General features: G+C 70.6%; 13 protein-coding genes. 5 read left to right on the top strand and 8 right to left on the bottom strand.

Annotated features, from left to right (window positions below):
* Nucleotides 1-81 precede the first annotated feature (81 nt).
* The 4 genes from ACWZEH_RS21790 to ACWZEH_RS21775 all read right to left on the bottom strand — a co-directional run bounded on the left by ACWZEH_RS21790 (nt 82) and on the right by ACWZEH_RS21775 (nt 4,943).
* The gene (locus ACWZEH_RS21790) at nt 82-1,155 is read right to left on the bottom strand and encodes a hypothetical protein (RefSeq protein WP_456192795.1); all 1,074 of its coding nucleotides are present in this window, start codon (nt 1,153-1,155) and stop codon (nt 82-84) included.
* Between the two features lie 52 nt (nt 1,156-1,207).
* On the bottom strand, nt 1,208-2,146 hold the full coding sequence (locus ACWZEH_RS21785) for an N-acetylneuraminate synthase family protein (protein WP_456192794.1): 939 nt from the start codon (nt 2,144-2,146) through the stop codon (nt 1,208-1,210).
* Between the two features lie 14 nt (nt 2,147-2,160).
* Entirely contained in the window at nt 2,161-3,495 is a 1,335-nt protein-coding gene (locus ACWZEH_RS21780) for a cytidylyltransferase domain-containing protein (protein WP_456192793.1), read from the bottom strand.
* Between the two features lie 62 nt (nt 3,496-3,557).
* A complete protein-coding gene (locus ACWZEH_RS21775; RefSeq protein WP_456192792.1) occupies nt 3,558-4,943 on the bottom strand; it encodes a DUF6716 putative glycosyltransferase in 1,386 nt (461 codons plus the stop codon).
* Between the two features lie 197 nt (nt 4,944-5,140).
* Between ACWZEH_RS21775 and ACWZEH_RS21770 the strand changes: the two genes are divergently transcribed.
* From ACWZEH_RS21770 to ACWZEH_RS21760, 3 genes are all read left to right on the top strand, one after another.
* Complete coding sequence (locus ACWZEH_RS21770) at nt 5,141-6,121, top strand: glycosyltransferase family 2 protein (RefSeq protein ID WP_456199754.1); 981 nt, start codon at nt 5,141-5,143, stop codon at nt 6,119-6,121.
* Nucleotides 6,118-7,455: a polysialyltransferase family glycosyltransferase gene (locus ACWZEH_RS21765; protein WP_456192791.1), complete on the top strand. Its 1,338-nt coding sequence runs from the start codon at nt 6,118-6,120 to the stop codon at nt 7,453-7,455. Before ACWZEH_RS21770 ends, ACWZEH_RS21765 begins: the two co-directional genes overlap by 4 nt.
* Nucleotides 7,456-7,700: 245 nt before the next feature.
* Nucleotides 7,701-8,687, top strand: coding sequence for a class I SAM-dependent methyltransferase (locus ACWZEH_RS21760; protein WP_456192790.1), 987 nt, complete (start codon nt 7,701-7,703; stop codon nt 8,685-8,687).
* Between the two features lie 100 nt (nt 8,688-8,787).
* Here the strand turns inward: ACWZEH_RS21760 and ACWZEH_RS21755 are convergent, their stop codons facing one another.
* Both ACWZEH_RS21755 and ACWZEH_RS21750 read right to left on the bottom strand, forming a co-directional pair.
* On the bottom strand, nt 8,788-11,121 hold the full coding sequence (locus tag ACWZEH_RS21755) for a glycosyltransferase (RefSeq protein ID WP_456192789.1): 2,334 nt from the start codon (nt 11,119-11,121) through the stop codon (nt 8,788-8,790).
* A complete protein-coding gene (locus ACWZEH_RS21750) occupies nt 11,118-12,584 on the bottom strand; it encodes a glycosyltransferase family 29 protein (RefSeq protein ID WP_456192788.1) in 1,467 nt (488 codons plus the stop codon). The genes ACWZEH_RS21755 and ACWZEH_RS21750 overlap by 4 nt, the downstream gene beginning before the upstream one ends.
* Before the next feature lie 240 nt (nt 12,585-12,824).
* Here ACWZEH_RS21750 and ACWZEH_RS21745 point away from each other — a divergent pair, with 240 nt between their 5' ends.
* Both ACWZEH_RS21745 and ACWZEH_RS21740 read left to right on the top strand, forming a co-directional pair.
* A complete protein-coding gene (locus tag ACWZEH_RS21745) occupies nt 12,825-13,982 on the top strand; it encodes an acyltransferase family protein (RefSeq protein WP_456192787.1) in 1,158 nt (385 codons plus the stop codon).
* A gap of 387 nt (nt 13,983-14,369) precedes the next feature.
* Nucleotides 14,370-14,750: a hypothetical protein gene (locus ACWZEH_RS21740; RefSeq protein WP_456192786.1), complete on the top strand. Its 381-nt coding sequence runs from the start codon at nt 14,370-14,372 to the stop codon at nt 14,748-14,750.
* An 87-nt stretch (nt 14,751-14,837) separates the two neighbouring features.
* Here ACWZEH_RS21740 and leuE read toward each other — a convergent pair whose 3' ends face one another.
* Together leuE and ACWZEH_RS21730 are read right to left on the bottom strand one after the other, a co-directional pair.
* Nucleotides 14,838-15,500 carry a leucine efflux protein LeuE gene (gene leuE / locus ACWZEH_RS21735; RefSeq protein ID WP_456192785.1) on the bottom strand — a complete coding sequence of 221 codons (663 nt, stop codon included), beginning with the start codon at nt 15,498-15,500 and terminating at the stop codon, nt 14,838-14,840.
* A 44-nt stretch (nt 15,501-15,544) separates the two neighbouring features.
* A complete protein-coding gene (locus ACWZEH_RS21730) occupies nt 15,545-16,120 on the bottom strand; it encodes a Uma2 family endonuclease (protein WP_456192784.1) in 576 nt (191 codons plus the stop codon).
* Between the last annotated feature and the right edge of the window lie 58 nt (nt 16,121-16,178).

Genomic DNA, 16,178 nt, shown 5'->3' with positions numbered 1-16,178 from the left:
TTGCGCCGATGGGGTGCGGGGCCGTGCACGCCGGCCCGCCTGAGTTCCTCCAGGCCACCCGTGCCTCGTGGGACGCCCTCCTCAGATGGCAGGCGCCACCGAAACCGCCGCCAGGCGGTGGGCGTCCCGGGCCGTGCCCGTCACGTTGGAGAGGAAACCCTGGGCTCGGGGGGAGGCGTTCTCGGTCAGCCAGGCCGGGTTGATGTCGCAGACCGCGACGCGGACCTCCGTGCCGAAGAGGGCCAGGGGGAGGGTGTGGACGACGGTCGACGGGAAGCTGAGCACCGTGCGGCCGATGGGGCCCCGGCGGGCGATCAGTTCGAGGGGGAGTTCGGGGCGGACGATCTCCAGGCCCGTCTCGACCGCGAGGCGGTGGAGTTTTTCGGTGCTCTCGCGGCGGTGGGCGAAGTAGCGGGTCGCACCGTGGGCCTTGGCGAGGGAGCGGACGGCGTCGAGGTAGGCGTCGGCGTCCACCACGCCGGTTTCCACGAGGGACGTGCCGACCATGTCGGCGGTCCTGGTGATGGTGGGCGGGCCGAACCGCTGCCGGGTCCAGGCGAAGGAGTTGGCGCTGACGGTGACACCGGCCGGTATGTCGTCGACCGGCATCGAGGAGAAGACCTCCACCCGGCGCCGGCCGCCCGGGGTGAGCCTGCGGCGGGCTATGCCGGAGACCGGGGCGAGGAGCAGGTCGCGGGGGCCGCGGCGGCCGCCCTTGCGGTGCCAGCGGACCAGGCGTTCGCCGCGCGCGAGCTGGCCGACGAACTCCATGGTCGCCGTGCCGTCGTCGACGACGACGAGGTCGTGGGCGCCGGTGATCGCCAGCATGAGCTGTACGTACCGCGAGAAGGGGTCGCCGAGGACGACCCGGGTGGCGCGGCGCAGCGGGCCGGCCAGGCCGCCTATGGTCCGCAAGGGCGCGCCCGCCCCGCCGCGCGCCTCCTCCCAGCGGACCTCGTGGCCCTCCTCGCGGGCGAGTTCGGACATGCGGCGCAACTGACCGCGGGTCATGGGGTCGACGGGGGACAGCACCACGAGGGTGAGCCCCACGCCGGGCGCATGCGCGTGCGCCCACTCCAGCACGTTCAGCAGCTGTACCGGGCTCTCGACGAAGGCGAGAGTGTGGGGGCCGGCATTCCCGGCGCGGGGGCTCATCGACGTACGACCGTTCCCGTCGTCAAGGGATGGTGAGGGGGAGAGGGGAGGGTCAGACGGTCAGCGGCTCGCCGGCCGCGTCGGCGATCTCCGCCTCGGCGACGACGCCGGGAACCCGGCGCAGCTTCTTCATCGGGCCGAGCTCGGACTCGTAGACCTTCTTGACGCCGTCACCGAGGGACTCCTCGATGGTGCGGATGTCGCGGACCAGGCGGGTGAGGCCCTGCGGCTCGACGGACGCGGCCTGGTCGGAGCCCCACATGGCGCGGTCGAGGGTGATGTGGCGCTCGACGAAGGTGGCGCCGAGGGCGACGGCGGCCAGCGTGGTCTGCAGGCCGGTCTCGTGGCCGGAGTAGCCGATCGGGACGTTCGGGTACTCCTGCTGGAGGGTGTTGATCACGCGGAGGTTCAGCTCCTCGGCCTTGGCCGGGTAGGTGGACGTCGCGTGGCAGAGCAGGATGTTGTCGCTGCCCAGGACCTCGACCGCGTGGCGGATCTGCTTCGGGGTGGACATGCCGGTGGAGAGGATGACCGTGCGGCCGGTGGCGCGCAGGGCGCGCAGCAGCTCGTCGTCGGTGAGGGAGGCGGAGGCGACCTTGTGGGCGGGGACGTCGAACTTCTCCAGGAAGGCGACGGCCTCGGTGTCCCACGGGGAGGCGAACCAGGCGATGTTCCTGGACTTGCAGTACTCGTCGATCTGGCGGTACTCGTCCTCACCGAACTCCACGCGGTGGCGGTAGTCGATGTAGGTCATGCGGCCCCAGGGGGTGTCGCGCTCGATGTCCCACTGGTCGCGCGGGGTGCAGATCTCGGGCGTGCGCTTCTGGAACTTGACGGCGTCGCAGCCGGCCTCGGCGGCGGCGTCGATCAGCTTGAACGCGTTCTCGAGCTCGCCGTTGTGGTTGATGCCGATCTCGCCGGTGATGTACACCGGGCGGCCGGGACCGGCTTCGCGGGTACCGAAGGTGCGGATGCGGGAGTTGGTGCTCATGACCTGGGGTTTCCTTACTTGGGGAGGGAATCGAGAGAGGGGCCGAGGATCCAGCTGGCGATCTCCCGGATCGCGCCGTCGCCACCGGGGACGGTGGTGACCGCGCGTGCGGCGCCGCGTACGACGTCGTGGGCGCTCGCGACCGCCACGGGCCAGCCCACGAGGGCGAAGCACGGGAGGTCGTTGACGTCGTTGCCGACGTAGAGCACGCGCTCGGGCGCGATGCCCTGTTCCTCGCACCACTGCTTCAGTGCGAGGTCCTTGCGGTCGATGCCGTGCAGCACGGGGATCTGGAGCTTGCGTGCGCGGGCGGCGACGACCGTGTTCTTCTCCGTGGACAGGACGAGCATCCTCAGTCCGCTCCTGCGCAGAGCGGCGATGCCGAGTCCGTCGCCGCGGTGCACGGAGACGAATTCCTGTCCGTCGGCGTCGATCAGCACCCTGTCGTCGGTCTGGGTGCCGTCGAAGTCGAGGACGACCGCGTCGATGTCGTCGGCGGTCGGGAGCGCGCCGGGCCTTGCCGCGTCGAAGAGCGGGGCGAGGGCGCGGGCGCGGGCGAGGTCGTGCGGGTCGTCGATCTCCAGGACCCGCGCGGGGTCGGTGCGGACGAGTTCGGTCCGGCCGAAGAAGCGGTGCCGGTGCTCGCGGAAGCCGGCCGCGTCCATCGCGTAGGCGGCGCCGGTCTCCAGGAGGTCCTGGGGGCGGTCCTGGCGGCGGGGGCGGAAGGACTTGTCGTGGTTGACGCCGTAGCCGCCGCTGGGGCCGTCCGCGCCGGGGGCCGCCCGGGTGTCCGCCGACACCGCGTCCGCCGACACCGCGTCGGTCGGCACCGCGTCGGTCGACACCGCGTCCGTCGTGGCCTCGTCCGTCGTGGCCTCGTCCCGCCAGATGAAGCCGTGGAACGGGGCCACGGTCACCGCCGTGTCGGCGCCCTGCTCGGCGACCGCGCCGGCCACCCCGTCGATGTCCTCGCGGATCAGGAACGGGCTGGTGCACTGGACCAGCAGGACGACGTCCACCTCGGCACCGTGCAGCGCCTCGTGGGCGTCCATGGCATGCAGGACGGCGGCCTCGGAGGTGGCGAGGTCGCCCGCGATGGCGGCGGGGCGCATCACGATCTCGGCGCCGGCCTGCCGGGCGGCGGCCGCGATGGCCTGGTCGTCGGTGGAGACGACGACGTCCGTGACATGGCGCGCGGCGCGGCACTCGCGGACCGCGCGGGTCACCAGGGGCGCGCCGCCGACCGGCGCGAGGTTCTTCGCGGGCACGCCCTTGGAGCCGCCGCGCGCGGGGATCACGGCGAGTACCCGGCGCGCCGGGGCGCCCTGGCCCGCTGTCGGTTGGGACATGGGATCAGCTCCTTGAGCCGGACAGGAAGGGAGGCGGTCTCGGCCGGCCGGAAGAGGGGCGCTCACAGCTCGCCCATCCGCCGGATCACCGGGGCCACCCGCTGGACGCCGTGGCGGTAGGCGCCGCGCGCCGCACGGCGCACGATCTGCCGGACCGGTCCGGGCTCCCTGTCGGCGGCGGGGGTGCCGGGCAGCGGGGTGCCGTCCGGGCCGAGGTGGTGTCGGGCGAGCAGGCCGGGCAGGTAGCCGGGCGCGGTGACGGTCGTGTAGTACGGGGCCAGCGGCGGCAGGCCGCCGGGGCGGTCGAGCAGCTTGGTGATGCGTGCCCGGGCGGCGTCGAAGGCGGTGTCGTACGACGCTCCCCCGGAGGCGGTGCCCCCGGCCGCCACGCCCTGCCGGGACACCCACTCCTCGTCCGGCACCGGCCGGTGACCGGCGTCGAGCTGGTCCCAGGAGGCGAGGCAGCCGGAACCGACGAAGTGGTGGTTGCCGAGCGCCTCGCGCACCCCGAGGTCGGTGAGGACCACGGTCGGGATGCGGCGGTGCAGGGACTCCAGCGCGGCCGTGGAGCTCATGGTGACCAGCAGGTCGGTGCGGTCCAGGACCTCACCCATGTGCCCGTACACCAGACGGAGGTTGGCCGGCGGGTCGAGCCGCTGGACCAGCTTCTGGTACGGCAGTTCCTCGATGTGCGTGGTGTGCTCGCCCGGCTTGGAGCGCAGCTTGAGCAGCACCTCGCGCTCGGGGTGCCGGCGGGCGTGCTCGACCAGCCGGTTCAGCAGGTAGGTACGGTCCCGGCGGTTGTCCGGAACGGAGGGCTGGGCGGCGAAGACGACCGTGTAGGGCCTGCCCCCCTGCTCCGCGGACGGGTCGGGCTCACCGGTGTAGGCGGCCCCGCCGAGGAACGGAAGCGCGACCTCCGTCACCGAGCCGGCGTCGGCGCCCACGCCTTCGTACACGGCACGGAAACGGTCCGCGTCCTGACGGGAGTTGGCGAGGACGAGGTCGGCTCCGTGGCGCAGCAGCAGGCCGTCGGCGAGCTTCTCGTAGACGACTCCGACGTACCCGGTGACGACGACGGGCCGCTTCGCCCGGCCGGCGGGGTCTTCGGAGCGGGCCCGGGCGTCCTCCCAGACCCGCCCGAGTCCGTGCAGCATCGCCTGCACCCCGCCGCCGACCAGGGCGAGGACCAGGAGGTCGTACGACTCCTCGCGCATGGCGTGCAGGAACTGGACCGCGGTCACCTCGTGGAGGGCGTCCGCCTGGACGCCGACCTCTTCGAGCTGACGGGCGGTGGGAGTCGCGCGGCCCCGCAGGAGATAACCGTCCAGACGGATGTCCGAGTTCTCCGGGGCGATGCGGTTCGCGGTGAGCGAGCCCCATTTCCACCGGGTGTCGGAATCCGCGAGGACGGCGACTCGCAGGGTCTTCGTTGCACTGGCTGGCACAACGACGACGCTAGAAGCAATTTCTAGGAGCCGCCCAACCTAAATCCAACAAATGGTTAACAGGAGACCGCCGAATGGAGAATCAACCCGCCCACCACTCGGAAAAATGTTCGCTTCACCGCTTCGCCACGCGCCGTTCACCCCACATCAAGGTTCAATCAATGACGAATGACGAGCCGCCGCCTAACGTCGAGGACGTGCTCAAGCTCTCCGTCATCGTGCCGTTCTACAACGTGCGCCAATACGTCCCAGATGCCCTGCGAAGTCTGCGCGCCAACGCGCGGGACGACTTCGAATTCATTCTCGTCGACGACTGCTCGACCGACGGGACCGCGGACCTCCTCGCGCGCGCCGAGCGCGAACTGCCGGGGGCGGTGCTGGTCGCGCACGAGAGGAACGGTGGCCTGGCCACCGCCCGCAACACCGGCATCGACCGGGCCCGCGGCGAGTACCTGACCTTCCTCGACGGCGACGACTGGCTGGCGCCCGGCTATTACGCCGAACTGGTGACCGCGATCGAGAAACTGGACTGCGACTTCGTCCGCACCGACCACGTGCAGTGCACCGCGCGGGCCCGCGTCGTGCACCGCGTCCCGCACGGCCGGCGCAACGTGGTGCTGGACCCGCGTGACGCGATCCTCCCCGCCCACCGGACCACCTCCGTCGACTACGCCTACGCCTGGGCGGGCATCTATCACCGCAGGCTCGTCGAACGCGGCCTGCTGCACTTCACCGACGGGCTGCGCACCGCCGAGGACCGGCCCTGGATCTGGAAACTGCACCGGGAGGCGGAATCCTTCGCGGTGACCAGCCTCCTCGGGGTCTTCTACCGGCGCGGCGTCTCCTCGTCGCTCACCCAGATCGGTGACGCCCGGCAGCTCGACTTCATTCGCGCGTTCGACCAGGTGATCGAGGAGACCGCGCGGGATTCCGATGCGGCGGCCCTGCTCCCGAAGGCCGTGCGCACGTATTGCGCCATCATTTCCCACCATCTGGGAACCATCGAAAGGTTCGAGCCGCCCGTGGCACGACAACTGAAGGCGATGAGCACCGCCGCGCTGCGACGCATGCCGCAGGACGTACTCGACGACGCGCTCGGCTCGATGGACGCCAAGCGTGCGGACGTGCTGCGCCGGCTGCGCCGCCGCCCGGTGCCGGCCACGGAGGTCGCCGCGTGACCACGCAGATCTTCATGGCGTCGACCCTGTACGGCACGGCCACGCTCGCCGCCGCCCTGGACTCGGGCTGCTTCGCGCCCGCCGACCGGCGGATCCTGTTGGTCTCCAACAACGCGACGACACCCGAGACGACACCCGCCGTCGACGAGATGCCCGGGTTCGAGCGGCTGCGGTCCCGGTTCGACGACGTGCTGTCGTGGAACGAGGCCATCTTCCCGTTCCACCCCGGCGGCTGGGCGCCGCGCCTGGAGGACGTCCCCCTGTGGGAGCGGTATCTGCGGCTGCTCTGGGGGCTCGGCGACGACGACCTCGCACTCGCCGTGGAGTCCATCCAGGTCAACCCGGCCCTCGGGATGACGCAGATCTTCACCGACGCCCCCATCACGGTCTACGCGGACGGCCTGATGAGCTACGGCCCCACCCGCAACAAGATCGACCCGCTGGTCGGCACCCGGGTGGAGCGGCTGCTCCACCTCGACCTGGTACCGGGTCTCGAACCCCTGCTGCTCACCGAGTTCGGGGTGGCGCCGGAGATCGTGGCCACGCCGGCCTTCACCAAGGTGCTGGCCGAACTGGTCGACACCGGTGACGCGCTGCCGGACGTGACGGAGCCCGCGCTGCTCCTCGGCCAGTACCTGTCCGCGCTGAACATCCTCTCCGCCGAGGAGGAGGAGAACCTCCACGTGCGGATGCTGAAGGGCGCGGTGCGCCTCGGTCACACCCGGGTGGTGTTCAAGCCGCACCCCACGGCCCCGGCGCGCTTCACCCGCACCCTGGAGGACGAGGCCGAGCGGCTCGGCGTCGCCCTCACGGTGGTGGACACCCCGGTGCTGGCCGAGGTGCTGTACCAGCGGATGCGTCCCGCCCTGGTCGTCGGCTGCTTCTCCACCGCCCTGCTGACCGCGTCCGCCCTCTACGGCCTGCCGGTCGCCCGCGTCGGCACCGAGACCCTGCTGGACCGGCTGACGCCGTTCGAGAACAGCAACCGCGTCCCGGTCACCGTCGTCGACGCGCTGCTGCCGGAGCCGACGGACGGGGCGGCCGTCGCCGAGGGGCGCGGGCGCATGGACACCGACGCCCTCGGCGACCTCGTACGGACCGTCGGGTTCACGATGCAGCCGAGGATCCTGCCGGACCTGCGGCCCGAGGCCGAGCGGTACCTGGCGACGCGGCTGGACGACGGCACCTGGCGGTACTTCAGGAAGAAGCGGCTGACGTCCCTCGGGCTGCCCGGCGGGGTGCCGCCCCAGCTGGCCTTCCTGCCGCGCAACGCCACGGTCCGGAAGGTCGCGCGCAGGGCGCGCAGGCTGCGCCGGGCGATGACGCGCCGCTGAGCACACGGGGCGCCCGCCCGGAGCACCGGTGTGGGGCGGCGCCCCGTACGCCGGGTGGGCGGGCGCCCGTCGGCCCCTTCTCGTCGACCGCCTCCGCATCCCAGGTGAACTACGGACAAAGACCGAGGGAAATTAGAGCGTCAGTCAGTCGACTCCATGGATTCCATGGCCGACCGGCGTTCGCGCTCATAGGATCACGATGCTTGCCGCCCTTCTCCGGCGTCACCCAACCCGTGAGGCATCCCATGACGAACCTCGGCCGGCTCTACCCGCTCCTCGACGACGTCCGGCTGCCGGACGACCTCCCCTACTCCCAGGTCAGCACCTGGGAACTGCGGTTTCTCTACCTGCTGGGGCGCCATCACCTCACGGGCGGGGACCGGCTGGTCGAACTGGGGTCCGGTGGCGGCGGCTCCACCTACGCTCTCGCCCTCGGACTGCGCGAGAGCACCCTCTTCGACGAGCGCCGGGGGCGGCTGCACGCGTACGACTTCTTCCGTGTGGGCAAGGGCACCTTCGCGACGGAGAAGTTCTTCACCTCCGGCAGCAGGCCGGCCGACGACGACTCCTTCCTGGACGACTTCCGCGGACGCCTCGAGCCGTTCCTGCCGTTCCTGGAGATCCACGCCGGAGACCTCTGGAAGACCTCGGACCCCGAGGACACCAGCCCGGTCGAGTTCCTGCACATCGACATCGCCAAGACCGCCCGGGTGTTCCGCTGTGTGGCCGAGCGGTTCCTGACCAGGCTGCGGCCCGGCTCGGTCGTCCTGCACCAGGACTTCGCCGGTCCCCGGCTGCCGTGGCTGCACCACAGCACGGGCGCGCTGCTGCCGTACATCGCGATCGCCGGGCCGCCGATCCGCTCCACGCTCGCCTTCGAGGTCGTCCGGCCGATCCCCGAGGACGTACTGAGGTCCATCGCCGAGGACAGCTACTCCGTGGACGAGAAGCTGGCGCTGATCTCCGCCGTCCAGGAACGGATCGGCCTCGACCACACCGGCGGCATCCCCTTCAAGTCCGTCCTGGAGTTCGCCAAGGCCTACGTCGCCCACTACGCCGGCGACCACCGGCGGGCGTGGTCGCTGGCCAAGCCGCTGATCGACGACGCGTACCTGAGCCGTACCCGCTCCGACCACTTCGAACAGCTGCGCAGGGCGTACGACGAGGACCGGGCGAAGAACGGCGGCGGTTCGCGGCTGGCCCGGCTGGTGAAGAAGGCCGTGGGGCGCTGAGTCCGCGGACCCGGCGCGAGAGGACGCGGCGCGCGGCACGTCTGAGCCCCCGCGGCCCGTCCCGGAGGGTTTCCGGGCGGGCCGCGGGGGCTCGGACGTTTCACTCCCCGAGGATCGCCCTCAGGTCGGCCGCGTTCGCCTCGGTGACCTTCCACAGCGACTGCTGACGCTCGTGGACGTCGGCGACGGTCGCCGCGTGGCTGTCCAGGATGCCGGTCGCCCGCTCGATGAGCACGGCGCCCAGGTTCCGGTCGTGCACGGAGACACCCCACTCGGGGCGCTCGATGTCGGCCAGGAAGTACGCCATCTTCGGGTGCGAGATCAGGCTGATGATCGGCGTGCCCACGCCGAACGGGATCATCCCGGCGTGCCCGCGCATGCCGATGACGAGGCGGGTCCTCGCGTACAGGTCCCGGATCCCGTCGTTGTCGAAGTCGTACATGGGGATGACCGGCAGCGAGATGCCGTGCTCGCGGCGCAGGTCGAAGGCGATCCGCTCGTCGTCCAGGGAGTGCGCCACGCAGCGGACCTCGGTGTGCGCGCCGATGCCCCGCACGGCCTTGGCGATCTCCGCGAGGAAGTGCCCGTAGTCGTGTCCGAAGCGCAGGCCCGCCCGGTCGTAGGCGGCGTTGAGCAGGACGGTGTCCTCGCGCTCGGCCGGGTCCGTCCAGCCCTGCACCAGCTGGCGGCTGACCGTGGTGGGGCAGGGCTGGAAGCGGACCTTGTCGTGCAGGTGCTCCGGGAGCATGGCCCGCACCTTGGCGATGGAGCCGTGGTTGCGCAGCCCGAAGAAGGAGGACTTCTCCACCAGCAGGCGCAGGCTCTCGCGGAACCGCCCGGCCCGGTACGACTGGCCGTCGAAGGCGTTGAAGCCGACCGCGTACACCATGATCGGCACGTCGATGGCGCGCAGGTGTTCGTCGGGCACGTTCCACTGCCAGGCGCTGTTGCCGTTGGGCATGGTGTCCGGGATGAACAGCCCGCCGCCGCCGATGACCAGGCCGCGCCGGGCGTTGACCCGCTCCAGGGCGGCCTTGTCGAACAGCCGGTGGGCGTGGACGGAGTGCCAGCGGCGGGAAGTGGTGTCCGGCCCGAAGCCCAGGCGGACGGTCTCCGGCAGCAGCTTGTCACCGGCGTTGCCCTGGCGGTCCATGTAGAAGGCGACGTGCGCCAGCTGGTCCCCCGCGCCGCCCAGTTCCCGCTCGGGCACGGAGGCGGCGCGCTGCGCCCACAGCCGGCTCGAGCGGTGGGTGGGGTCGACGGAGATGCCGGCGGTGGCATGGCGCAACGACGTGGCGTCGTCGCCGTGCACCCAGGCCATCTGGGCGAGCCGGGCGTAGGCGGTGGCGGCCCGGTTGGGAGCGGCGGCGGCGAGCAGCAGCCGTGCCTTGGCCTCGTCGTAGCGGGAGACGCTCATCAGGGCGTGCCCGAGCACCTCGTGCGGCCAGGCCTCGTCGAGCGGGATGTGCACGCTGCTCAGGATGTCGACGGCGTCCTGGTAGTCGCCGGCCGCGATGTGCGCGGCGGCCACCTTGCGGGCGCTCTCGGTGTCCTTGGTACGCGCGACGTGCGGGGTGCCCAGGTGCACCACCAGGTCGTGGTGGAGGCCTCCGGACTGGGAGAGGTAGGCGGCCTGGAAGTCGGCGTCGGACATGTCGAACTCGCGCCAGCGGTCCTCCGCCTGCCCGTATCCGGCCTCGCCGCCCTGCCAGGGCTTGTGGCGGCCGGTGAAGTGCAGGATCGCGGTGTCCTCGGGGACCGGCAGGTCGCCGGACAGGCGCCGCTTGACGAAGTTGTAGCGGGCGTCGAGGCGGACGAAGTCGCCGTCCAGGACGGAGTTGAGGATGCCCTGGTCGTGCTTGTCGAGTTCGTAGTCGCCGCTGCGTCCGGTCGCGTCCAGCTTGGCGCAGAAGGCGTCGCTGAGGTACTCGCGCTGGATGACCAGCAGTCCGGAGTTCAGCTTGTGCTGCCCGTAGAAGAACTGCGGGACGGCGGCCAGGCCCTCGCGCAGCCTCAGCAGTTCACCGAGGTCGCGGAGGACGACCATGTCGGTGTCGAGCGTGATGATGGTGTCGTACTCGCGCAGCCGGAAGACGTCGAGGATGAAGTACGCCTTGCGGACCAGGTAGTTGTCCTGGTCGCCCTTCTTGTACGTGTCGTAGTGCCCGGTGTTCACCCGGCGCAGCACGATCCGGGGGTGCAGGGCGCGGATCCTGGCGATGGAGCCGGGGCGCAGGTCGTCGTGGAGGACGACGAAGTCCTCGCACACGCCGGGGTTGGACAGGGCGAGGCTGCGCAGCAGGGCGAGGAAGCCGGGCAGGTAGTTCTCGTCGACGTAGGAGGCGAAGGCGACGCGGCGCTTGCCGGTGAGCGCGTCCGACGAGAGAGCCGGCGCCAAAGGGGCGGTGGTCACGGCCCCGGGGGTGTTGGTCATCGCAGGGATATCCTCATGTCGGTCACTCGCTGGGCCCGCTGCATGACCCATTCCTTCTCGCTGGTGTACTCGTGCACGGAGGTGATCGGCATCTTCATGGCTTCCGGCACGCGGTAGGCGCCGCTCTCGTAGAAGTCGAAGCCGATCAGGTCGAGCGTCGGGCTGACGTCCAGGAAGTCCAGCAGGAAGAGCATGTTGAAGCCGGTGGTCGGAATGCCCGACCAGGCGTCGGAGCCGAGCTTGCCGATGTTGCGCACGGGCCAGCGCAGCGACTCGTCGCCGAGGTGGCGCTGGGCACCGGGCACCAGGCGGTTGCGCAGGGAGTACTTCCAGTCGCCGGAGATTCCGCCGAACACGAGCCGGGTGGTGACCGGCTGGTCCCAGTTGAAGCCGTGCTTGTGGATGGTGGCGTGGATGTCGGTGCGCCCGCCGGTGTGCTTCTCGTCGATGCGGTAGGAGTTGAAACGGACCACCAGGTCGTAGGCGTCGATCTCGGCGCCCATCGAACTGGTGGCGACCCGGCCCGAGTTGGCGATGAGGCAGATGGACTTGCCGGCGATCAGGTTGCGGAACTCACCGAGGCTGACCCACTGCACGCCGCCGATGGTGGGGTCGGCGACGGGGCCGCGCATCCGGTTGCGTCGCTGCTCGGCGTAGAGGGCGAGGACCTCGGTGAGCGCGGGGAGGTCGGCGTCGCCGCGCGCGGCGCGCAGTTCCAGGTACTGGCTCAGGAGCTCCTGCCGGTCGGCGACCGGCGCCTGCTCGGCGGCCAGCGCGAGGAGCGCTCCCACCATGCGCGGTTCGGCCTCCGCCCAGTCCCCCACGGCGTGCGCGGCGAGGCCCTCGGCCCATACGTCGGTGGCGGGGCCGGCGGCGAACCGCTCCGCGCGCGGGCACTGGCGCCGCAGCAGGTCCAGCAGTTCCTGGTCTTTCTCCCCGGCGACGCGCAGTCCGGCGATCTTCGAGGAGACGCCGAACCCGTCGCTGTCGGTGAGACCCAGGTACCGCTCGTAGGCGGGTACGGCCTCGGACTCGTCGCCGAGGGCCTCCATCAGGCGGGCGCGCAGCCGCCAGCCGGCGCGGGAGTTCTTCCGCTGGGCGAGGACGGTGTCGCTGATGACCAGCGCGAGGTCCAGCTCGTCGTCGTAGCCGCACTCCAGGGCCTTGTTGGCGACGGCGAGCAGGGCGTCCAGCACTTCGTTGGCAATGCCGGCGGCGGGGGCCGACGCGCCCTTGACGACCCGCTTGAGGCGGGCGGCGGCGCCGCCCGGCGCGGTGGCGGTGGCGGTGGCGGCGTCACCGGTGGTGACCACGACGAGCAACCTGCGGAGCTGCTCGGCAAGTTCGATTCTGCGGCGGTCCACACTGCCGACGAGTTTGCCGCTGTGGACCGCGCAGGCACGCAAGCAGTCGTCCAGCTCCCCTCCGCGCACACGTGCCCGTCTGTTCTGAACCGTCGTCATGGCACTCCTGTTTTGCCGAACCGGCTGCGCACTCACTTCGCGACAGCATGGGTTGCGTTTTCTTCTGCGTAAGAGGGGGTGTTCGGAGAATTTAGAAAGCCAAAACGACATCCAGGTGAACTCGTCTCTACCTGGCGGGGAATCGTTGGCCTGGCGTTCGGTTGTTCTCCGTCCATCGGACTAGCGTGCTGACGTACCCGCGGCCGAGGCCGGCCGGAATCATGAGGCACAGGGGTTCCCTTGACCAACACGCTCGCCCGTCCGGCGCCCGAAGAGACCCGGCGGGCGGAGCCGGGGAAACCGCACGTCCGCCCCCGTCTGCGGGCCCTGGACGGACTGCGGCTGGTCGCCGCGCTGATGGTGGCCGCCTACCACTACGGTGGTCGCGGCGGCGACGTCACCACCGCCTGGGGAAGCTCCCCGAAGGAGCAGTTCCCCACCCTGCACGAGTACTTCGCGTACGGCTGTCTCGGCGTCCAGGTCTTCTTCGTGATCAGCGGGTTCGTCATCTGCATGAGCGGCTGGGGCAGGCCGCTGAGGTCGTTCTTCGCCTCCCGCGCCTCCCGGCTGCTGCCCGCCTACTGGGCGGCGGTCCTCCTCGTGACGGCGGTGTTCGCGCTGCCGGTGGTCGTCTACGAGGCGGTCTCGCCGAGCGACGCGCTGGTGAACCTGACGATGCTCCAGCAGCCGCTCGGCGCGGACCGGGTGCTGGGGGTGTGCTGGACCCTGTGGGTGGAGATCCGCTTCTACGCGCTGTTCGCCCTGTTCGTGGTGATGCCCGGGGCGAGCAGGCAGCGGGTGATCCTGTTCTGCGCGGTGTGGACCATGGCCGCCGCGATCGCCGACGCCGCGAACGAGCCGCTGCTCGACCTCGTCCTCATGCCGGAGTACGCGCCGTTCTTCGTCGGCGGCATCGGCCTGTACCTCGTCCACCGCGACCACAAGGACGCGTACGCCTGGGGCATCGTCGGAGTGAGCTGGCTGATCGGCCAGCGCTACGCGGTCCAGGACCTGTGGCACGCGCCGAGCGCGGACGCCTTCTCCCACCGGACCTCGTTCGGCATCATCCTGATCGTCACGCTCGGCTTCGCCGCGGTCGCCGCCATCGCGCTGGGCCGGCTGGACTGGGCGAACTGGCGCTGGCTGACCGTCGCGGGTGCCCTCACCTACCCGTTCTACCTGGTCCACGAACACCTGGGGTGGGTGGTCATCCACGGCCTCCACCGCGGCCTGGGCATCGGCTCGGCGGAGACCTTCGCCCTGACCATCGCCGCGATGCTGCTGCTGGCCTGGCTGCTGAACCGGTACGTGGAGGAGACGCTGACCCCGGTACTGCGGTCCCGGTTGTCCAAGCCACCACCGCAGTCGCAGCCCAAGCCGCTGTTGAAGCAGCTCTGACGCGGCAGGAACGTCCGTGGCAGACATACCTCCCGAAACAACATGCCGCGTATGCGGTATCGACGGCGGCGAAGTCCTGTGGGGCATCGGAGGCTTCCCCGAGTACGTCATCTGCGACTGCTGCGGCACCGAATCAGGAGTCGGAGACCACGGCCTCACCCAGGTCCGAGAACTCCGAGGCACTGGGCCGGCTGCGGGGCCCAGTGTGACCGGCCCAGCCGGAAGCCCAAGAGCCGGCATCTCCTGAAGCAGTGGGAGAAGATCCCTCCCCACCGGCGTCGACCGGACAGCAGGTCCGGACCTGACCGCAAGATGTGGGTGGGTGACACCGCACGCGTATGTCGCCCACCCACCACCACCGCCGCCAATAAGACATGGGAGTTGTGGATGGCAGCCGAATACCTGACCGTGGGTCAGTGGTGGATCGTCGCGCTCGTGGTTTCAGCCTTCTTCCCGGCAGCGTTCTACTACTGCCTCAGGAACAAGAAAGGCGCGCTGCTCTCCCTGATGGCACCCGCGCTCGGAGCCTTGTCCGTCCTCGGCCACAATGAGCTGCGAGACCACGGGGAGGTGGAGGCCTTGGTCATGTACTCCGTTTCCGTGCTCTCCGTGTCCCTCCTGGTCGCCGCTTTCAGACCGGACGTGGTGAAGCAGGCGGCGATGGCCCGGGCGGGTAAGGAGTACGAAGCCCCGAAGTGGAAGGTCAACCTCTACGCAGTACTGACGCTGACGCTCGCGCTCGGCCTGATGGTCCTGCTGCTGGCGTAGCGCGGGGGCGGTGCCGGGGCATTGGGGACTCCGTCCGACGCGCGGGCCGGCCGTCCTCGGAGTGTGGGGAAACCGCAGCCGCCGGTCTCATGCCGCCAGGGACAGCTTCGCCGCGAAGCCCAGGAACAGGGCGCCCGCCGCCGAGGTGGCGCCCGCCGACAGGGCCCGGCGGCGGCGGAAGGCGGCGGCGAGCCGGGTGCCGCCGAATATGAGGGCGCTCAGGTAGAGGACGCTGGCGATCTGGGCGAGGATGCCGAGGACCACGAAGGAGAGCGCCGGGTAGGCGTAGGCCGGGTCGACGAACTGCACGAAGAAGGAGACGAAGAACAGGATCGCCTTCGGGTTGAGCAGGCTGATGACCAGCGCCCTGCGGTACGGCCGTTCCACGGGGGCCGCGTCGGCCCGAACCGCCTCGGAGGCGTTCTCGAGGGCGCTTTGTTCCCGCCGGGTCCGCCACATGCCCCAGGCGGCGCGCAGCATGCCGACCGCGAGCCACGTCAGATAGCCGGCGCCCGCGTACTTCACGATGCCGAACAGCACGGCGTTCGCCTGGAGCAGCGAGGCGACGCCCGCCGCGGACAGGGTCATCAGCACGGCGTCCCCGCACCACACCCCGGCCGCCGCCCTGTAGCCGAACCGCACCCCGCGCCGGGCGGCGACGGACAGGACGTACAGCGAGTTGGGACCGGGCAGCAGCACGATGAGGATCAGGCCGGCCAGGTAGGTGGGGAGATCGATGACGCCGAACATGAAAAGGAGTGTCGCACGGGGGTGCGACACTCCGCGCCGGTGTTTCAGCCGTCGAGAAGCGTGTCCACGGGGAGCTCTACGCGCACGCCGACCGATCCCGGCAGGGCCACGTCCTGCCCCCGCTCGAAGCGCTGGGGGTCGGGGTATTTGCCGTCGGCCGGTTCCGTGTAGAGCAGGACCTCGTCGTGCTTGCGGTCCACGACCAGGTAGGCCGGGATGCCTGCCTGGGCATAGCACTCGACCTTGGGGCCGAGATCGTCGGACCAGTTGGACGACGTGATCTCGACGACCAGGCGGAAGACGTTCGGCGCGTAATAGTTCTTGGTGACGTGGGCGTCGCGGAAGTCGTCGTCGACGACGGACAGGTCGGGGATCGCGAAGTCCGCCGGCAAGGTGGGCAGCCACAGACCAACACCTTGGATCCATTCGGCCCCGCTGCCCGCGATACCCGCACGCTCGAGTGCCCTGCAGAACTTCGTCAACGACAACCCGTGCGAGCCGTCCGGCGACGGTGTCACAGTGAGCCTCCCCTGGAGAATCTCCACGCGGTGGCCAGGCAGCACACGGGCGAGCTGGTCGGCAGCCTCACCCAGGGTCAGCTCCTGCTGCAGTACGGCCATGGCGTCCTCCTTTTCGGGGCCCACTCTCCACGAGAGTAACCGGGGACGGACGGCTTCC

Source organism: Streptomyces yamdrokensis (genome assembly GCF_053890455.1).
Note: the sequence above shows the minus strand (reverse complement) of the source record. Positions and strands in the feature narration are given on the sequence as shown.

Coding starts and splice junctions, on each gene's coding strand:
- ACWZEH_RS21730 (WP_456192784.1), bottom strand. CDS start 16,120: ATGGCCGTACTGCAGCAGGAGCTGACCCTGGGTGAGGCTGCCGACCAG.
- ACWZEH_RS21755 (WP_456192789.1), bottom strand. CDS start 11,121: ATGACCAACACCCCCGGGGCCGTGACCACCGCCCCTTTGGCGCCGGCT.
- leuE (WP_456192785.1), bottom strand. CDS start 15,500: ATGTTCGGCGTCATCGATCTCCCCACCTACCTGGCCGGCCTGATCCTC.
- ACWZEH_RS21760 (WP_456192790.1), top strand. CDS start 7,701: ATGACGAACCTCGGCCGGCTCTACCCGCTCCTCGACGACGTCCGGCTG.
- ACWZEH_RS21790 (WP_456192795.1), bottom strand. CDS start 1,155: ATGAGCCCCCGCGCCGGGAATGCCGGCCCCCACACTCTCGCCTTCGTC.
- ACWZEH_RS21740 (WP_456192786.1), top strand. CDS start 14,370: ATGGCAGCCGAATACCTGACCGTGGGTCAGTGGTGGATCGTCGCGCTC.
- ACWZEH_RS21780 (WP_456192793.1), bottom strand. CDS start 3,495: ATGTCCCAACCGACAGCGGGCCAGGGCGCCCCGGCGCGCCGGGTACTC.
- ACWZEH_RS21785 (WP_456192794.1), bottom strand. CDS start 2,146: ATGAGCACCAACTCCCGCATCCGCACCTTCGGTACCCGCGAAGCCGGT.
- ACWZEH_RS21750 (WP_456192788.1), bottom strand. CDS start 12,584: ATGACGACGGTTCAGAACAGACGGGCACGTGTGCGCGGAGGGGAGCTG.